This window comes from Psychrobacter sp. (assembly GCF_018260395.1).
Classification (GTDB): Bacteria; Pseudomonadota; Gammaproteobacteria; order Pseudomonadales; family Moraxellaceae; genus Psychrobacter.
Window position 1 is genome coordinate 1 of the sequence record NZ_JAGLBC010000175.1, and the last position, 4224, is coordinate 4224.

4 protein-coding genes are annotated in these 4224 nt (G+C 39.5%); 2 read left to right on the plus strand and 2 right to left on the minus strand.

Translation table 11 applies throughout. The features are described from left to right. On the plus strand, window positions 1-458 hold a 458-nt coding region (locus QZ265_RS10010), incomplete at its 5' end, for a 2OG-Fe(II) oxygenase (RefSeq protein ID WP_296405805.1). A gap of 109 nt (window positions 459-567) precedes the next feature. Here QZ265_RS10010 and QZ265_RS10015 read toward each other — a convergent pair. Together QZ265_RS10015 and QZ265_RS10020 are read right to left on the minus strand one after the other, a co-directional pair. Beyond that, complete coding sequence (locus tag QZ265_RS10015; protein ID WP_296405807.1) at window positions 568-1416, minus strand: RNA methyltransferase; 849 nt, start codon at window positions 1414-1416, stop codon at window positions 568-570. A gap of 207 nt (window positions 1417-1623) precedes the next feature. After that, entirely contained in the window at window positions 1624-2643 is a 1020-nt protein-coding gene (locus QZ265_RS10020) for a class 1 fructose-bisphosphatase (RefSeq protein WP_296405809.1), read from the minus strand. Between the two features lie 518 nt (window positions 2644-3161). Between QZ265_RS10020 and QZ265_RS10025 the strand changes: the two genes are divergently transcribed. Then, window positions 3162-4157, plus strand: coding sequence for an aspartate carbamoyltransferase catalytic subunit (locus QZ265_RS10025; RefSeq protein WP_296405810.1), 996 nt, complete (start codon window positions 3162-3164; stop codon window positions 4155-4157). Window positions 4158-4224 lie beyond the last annotated feature (67 nt).

A 4224-nucleotide genomic window follows, 5' to 3' on the forward strand; every position in this document is an offset into this window, starting at 1 on the left:
TTATCGAGCATAATGCACGTACCAGTACTAGCACAAGTTATCAAAGAGGTCAGACAGATTTAATTAAAACTATAGAAGCGCGTATTGCGGAGTTATTAAATTGGCCTATTGATCATGGGGAAGGGCTTCAATTATTACGATACGAAGATGGGGGTGAATATCGTCCTCATTTTGATTACTTTGATCCAGCCCAAAAAAGTAGTCAGATAGTTACTGAAAAAGGAGGACAACGTTTGGGTGCTTTACTGATGTATTTATCTGAGGTTGATTCTGGCGGTTCAACCCGATTTCCTAACTTAAACTTTGAGATTCGCCCCAAAAAGGGTTCAGCTTTGTATTTTGCCAATACTGATTTAAACGGTGATATAGAGCCATTGACATTGCATGCTGGTATGCCTGTCACCGAAGGCGTAAAATATTTGGCCACAAAATGGTTACGTGAAAAGCCTTATATTTAATAATTCATGATCGATCATGATTTAAATCATAGGATAGACGTAAAAATGGCGCCAAAAGGCGCTATTTCTTTTTTATTACTGATGAATATAATCTTATATACACTATAGTCTAGTCAGCATAGTTTCTTTGACGAAGGGTCTCATACATACATAGCGCTCCGGCAATGGCAACGTTTAGGCTTTCTTGACCGTTTGGCTGTGGTAATGCTACTGGGGTAGCCTGCTTCATTATATCGTCACAGACGCCCTGACCTTCGTGTCCCATGACCCATGCTACTGGACGATTAAGATTTTGCTTATAAATGATATTGTCAGTATGTGAGCTAGTAGCATAAACAGGCAGTCTTAAATAGCTTAATACTTCGTCAGCTTCAATACCTTCATAGATAGTTAATCCAAATTGGGCACCCATCCCTGCACGCATAGTTTTAGGAGACCAAGCTTGAGCACTGCCTTTGGTAAAGATAATATTCTTAATACCTACGGCGGCAGCGGTGCGTAATAAAGTACCTACATTACCATTATCCTGAACATCATTTAGGATTAAGCAATCAGTAGTAATTGGGGTTTTTAGAGCAAGCAGGTCATGCTGTGGTACTTCAACAATGGCCATAATCTCAATACCAGTGCCTAAAGTGGTGATGTTTTGATAAACACTATCACTAACTACTGTGAGGCGATTATCAAGATGATGAGTAGATAAAGAAACCAATAGCGGTTGAACTTCTAGGTGAGATAAACCACTGTAAGAAATGATAATATGTTCAGGTAAATGGTTCGCTTCAATGGCAGCTTGTATAAGATGTACGCCTTCCAAAACAGTTTGGCCAGCCTTCTTACGTTGACGTGATTGAGTCAATAAAGCTTTAGCTAGTTTTACCGTCGGATTTTTATCTGAGGTAATAACAGGATTATTAGAAAATTTATTGGTAATGGCAGGTGTAATTGAGTCGTTCATAGATGGCTCTTTTGAAATAAAAATTAAGACTAACTATCATTTATGTCGACTGATTTATACCGACTATGACATGAATAACGTTAGTAAGGCGTAGGGTATCACAACCCAAATAAAAGTGAACGGGTAAAAGTAAATAAGGCCTTTTTTAATAGTAAGACCTTATTTCATAAGCCTCAAGGTTTGGATTTTAGATAAAATACTTCAAAATTATAGATTATGTAAGTGTTTGACATGCAAGACTTCGTTCTTTGCTCCTAACACAACCGCCACGCGCTGGTGAATGTCAGTAGGCGCGTAGTCCATAATACGATTTATCGCATCAGTTGAAGCACCACCTGCACGTTCAATTAGCAAGCTCATTGGATTGGCTTCATACATTAACCGAAGTTTGCCAGCTTTGCTTGGATCTTTAGTATCTTTAGGATATAAAAAGATACCGCCACGACATAAAATACGGTGTACATCCCCAACCATTGCTGCAACCCAGCGGGTATTAAAGTTTTTGCCACGTGGGCCCGTACTACCTGCAAGTATCTCATCGATATACTGCTGCATTGGGGGTAACCAATGGCGATAGTTTGAAGCATTGATAGCATATTCTTTGGTGTTTTCCTCGATAGCAATATTCTTTTTAACCAATTCAAACTCACCAGAGCTTGGGTTTAAGCTGAACATCACAACACCATCATTATTTATATCTAGTATCTCAGATAAGGTAAATGCTAGCATTGCTGAAGAACCATATAACAAATAGCCTGCGGCCAATTGGTCAGTACCTTTTTGTAAGAAATCGTTATTACTAACGCTCTGACCTTGATTATGGTATGGCAGTATTGAGAAGATAGTACCTGTTGGCATATTGATATCAATATTTGATGAGCCATCTAAAGGGTCAAATAAAACCAACAACTCTCCAGAGTCATTTGCTGCAGTAGCATCATCAAGCTCTTCACTAGCCACGCCAGCACAATACTTATTTGCAGTCAAAGCATCTAACAACAAATCATTGGCAATAACATCTAGCTTCTTTTGTTGCTCGCCTTGTACGTTTTCAGCACCAGCTTCGCCATGGATATCCGCTAAAGCACCTTTACGAAGAAGCTCAGTAATCTCTTTTCCTACAGTAGTTATAGTATCAATGACGTTAATTACCGCCGCTATTTCAGTTTTATTGGTTGCTGAAGCGTTGGTTAAATAGTTTTGAAAATAGTCGTTAAGCGTGGTCATTATAATATCCTTTAACGATGGGTCAGGTAATATACGGCTTTATTGCTAAAGCCAATAAGTGTAAATAAATTTAGTACGATAAAGTTATATGGGTTGCTTTTTGAAGTAGGTCAAATCGGCTAAACTATACCAAATTGTGACAACCTCTTATTTTAAGGTTTATATGCCAATATTTAAGCTTTGATTGTGTAATGAAGTGACCACAACCTTATTTCATCTGCTTGAATAAGATAAGATAGCTATGTCTGCGCAAAGTGTAGCAAAAACCATGCAATATTTCTTGTTCAAGTTAATTATAATAACCACCATAATTACAAAACCCTGTTATCAAAGATACACCCATACCATTTTAATTATTGAATAATGTGTAAATAGCGAAGCGTTTTATCTTAAGTGCTCATCTACTTACCTGCTCATAAAGGATACTTCAAACTGCCATGACTGAATTAACGAACCTTAATGCTGCGCAACACGTACAGTCAGCCCAATCTGATATCTTTGACTCAACAACGGCAAGAATGAATGCCTCACTGAGTAAACCTCAATTAAACGACGATGGTCATATTCGCCATTTTTTAGGCATTGAGGGCTTAAGCCGCGATCAATTACTGGCCATCATTACCAAAGCGGAATCTTTCTTCGATACAAACGGTCAATTGATCAACAGCCCAGAGCTTGAAGGCTGTACGGTGATGAACTTATTCTTTGAACCATCAACAAGAACCCGTACTACCTTTGAAGTTGCAGAGAAGCGATTAGGCGCTAATGTTTTAAATATTGATATTGCTCGTTCCAGTACTCAAAAAGGCGAGAGCCTGCGAGATACGTTGTGGAATTTACAAGCGATGACGGCTGATATTTTTGTGGTTAGACATTCAGCTTCTGGTGCAGCGCACTTTATGGCGACCGAAGTTACGCCTGAAATTGCCATTATTAATGGGGGAGACGGCTGGCATGCGCACCCTACCCAAGCCATGTTAGACATGCTAACTATTCACCGCGAGGCACCACGCCCCTTTGAGGAGCTAACTGTGGCCATAATTGGCGATATCAAACATTCTCGTGTAGCACGCTCTGACATTGCGGCATTAAAAATATTAGGGGTAAAAGAAATCCGAGTCATAGCGCCACGCACTTTATTGCCTAAAGGCATTGAGCGTTATGGTGTCCAAGTATTTGAAGATATTGATGAAGGAGTGGTGGACTGTGATGTAGTGATGGGGCTACGTATTCAAAATGAACGCATAGGGTCTCCATTAATGGCAGCTTCAGGTGAATACTTTAAGAAGTATGGTATTACCCAAGAGCGTATAGCAAAAGCCAAACCTGACGCTATCGTCATGCATCCAGGACCTATGAATCGTGGTGTAGAAATTGCTTCAAATGTAGCCGATGGTCCGCAGTCAGTAATTTTAAAGCAGGTCAACAATGGTATTGCGGTGCGTATGGCTGTGTTGTCTATGGCAATGCAAGGACAGCGTGAGTTTCAAGCGTTACAAGCGATGTCTAAATAAATGAGCTAAGAGCGATTGCCATTAAATTTAGCTCTTTAGCCGTTTAACTATTTAGCTATTTAACAAT

Excerpts from the sequence above, each read along its gene's own strand:
- QZ265_RS10015 (WP_296405807.1), bottom strand. The coding sequence starts at position 1,416 with ATGAACGACTCAATTACACCTGCCATTACCAATAAATTTTCTAATAAT.
- QZ265_RS10020 (WP_296405809.1), bottom strand. The coding sequence starts at position 2,643 with ATGACCACGCTTAACGACTATTTTCAAAACTATTTAACCAACGCTTCA.
- QZ265_RS10025 (WP_296405810.1), top strand. The coding sequence starts at position 3,162 with ATGAATGCCTCACTGAGTAAACCTCAATTAAACGACGATGGTCATATT.